The organism is Pseudomonas sp. NBRC 111127 (assembly GCF_001320345.1).
GTDB classification, from domain to species: domain Bacteria; phylum Pseudomonadota; class Gammaproteobacteria; order Pseudomonadales; family Pseudomonadaceae; genus Aquipseudomonas; species Aquipseudomonas juntendi.
On sequence record NZ_BCBD01000350.1, the window covers coordinates 1 to 542 of the forward strand.

Consider the following 542-nt stretch of genomic DNA (forward strand, 5'->3'; position numbering starts at 1 on the left):
AGTAGTCACCGATGAACCGGGTACTCCGGGTAACCCGGGCGGCAACAACGAAGGTGACTTGGTCAAAGTCAGCATCGTGGCCGACCAAGTCTCGGTCAACGAAGCAACCGAACCAACCTTCACCGTTACCCTGAATAAGGCTTTGGATAAGCCGTTCACCGTGACCCTGAGCACCGGTGCCACCCTGACCTTCGCGGCAGGCGAGACCACCAAGTCCTACGCCGCTCCGGCGCAGGGCGATGATGTGTTCAAGGACGAAGGCAAGATCACCGTCAGCATCACCAAGGCGGAAGTGGTCGGCGAGCAGCTGGAAAATCTGCAGATCGGCGAGCCTGCTACCGTTGCGGTCACCGATACTCAGAGCCCGGTTACTGCCCAGCTCACTGTGGATAACGCCACCGTGACCGAAGGTGGCCAGATCACTTACACCGTGACCCTGGTCAGCGCCGATCCAAGCCTGCCAGTGACCAACCACAAAGGTCTGACCTTCACCCTGACTGACGGCACCACTGTGACCGTCAAGGCAGGTGAGGCCACCGGCT

General features: G+C 60.0%; 1 protein-coding gene. It reads left to right on the top strand.

What is annotated here, in order from left to right; translation table 11 throughout:
• On the top strand, positions 1–542 hold a 542-nt coding region (locus tag APH30_RS29295), incomplete at both ends, for an immunoglobulin-like domain-containing protein (protein ID WP_218186825.1).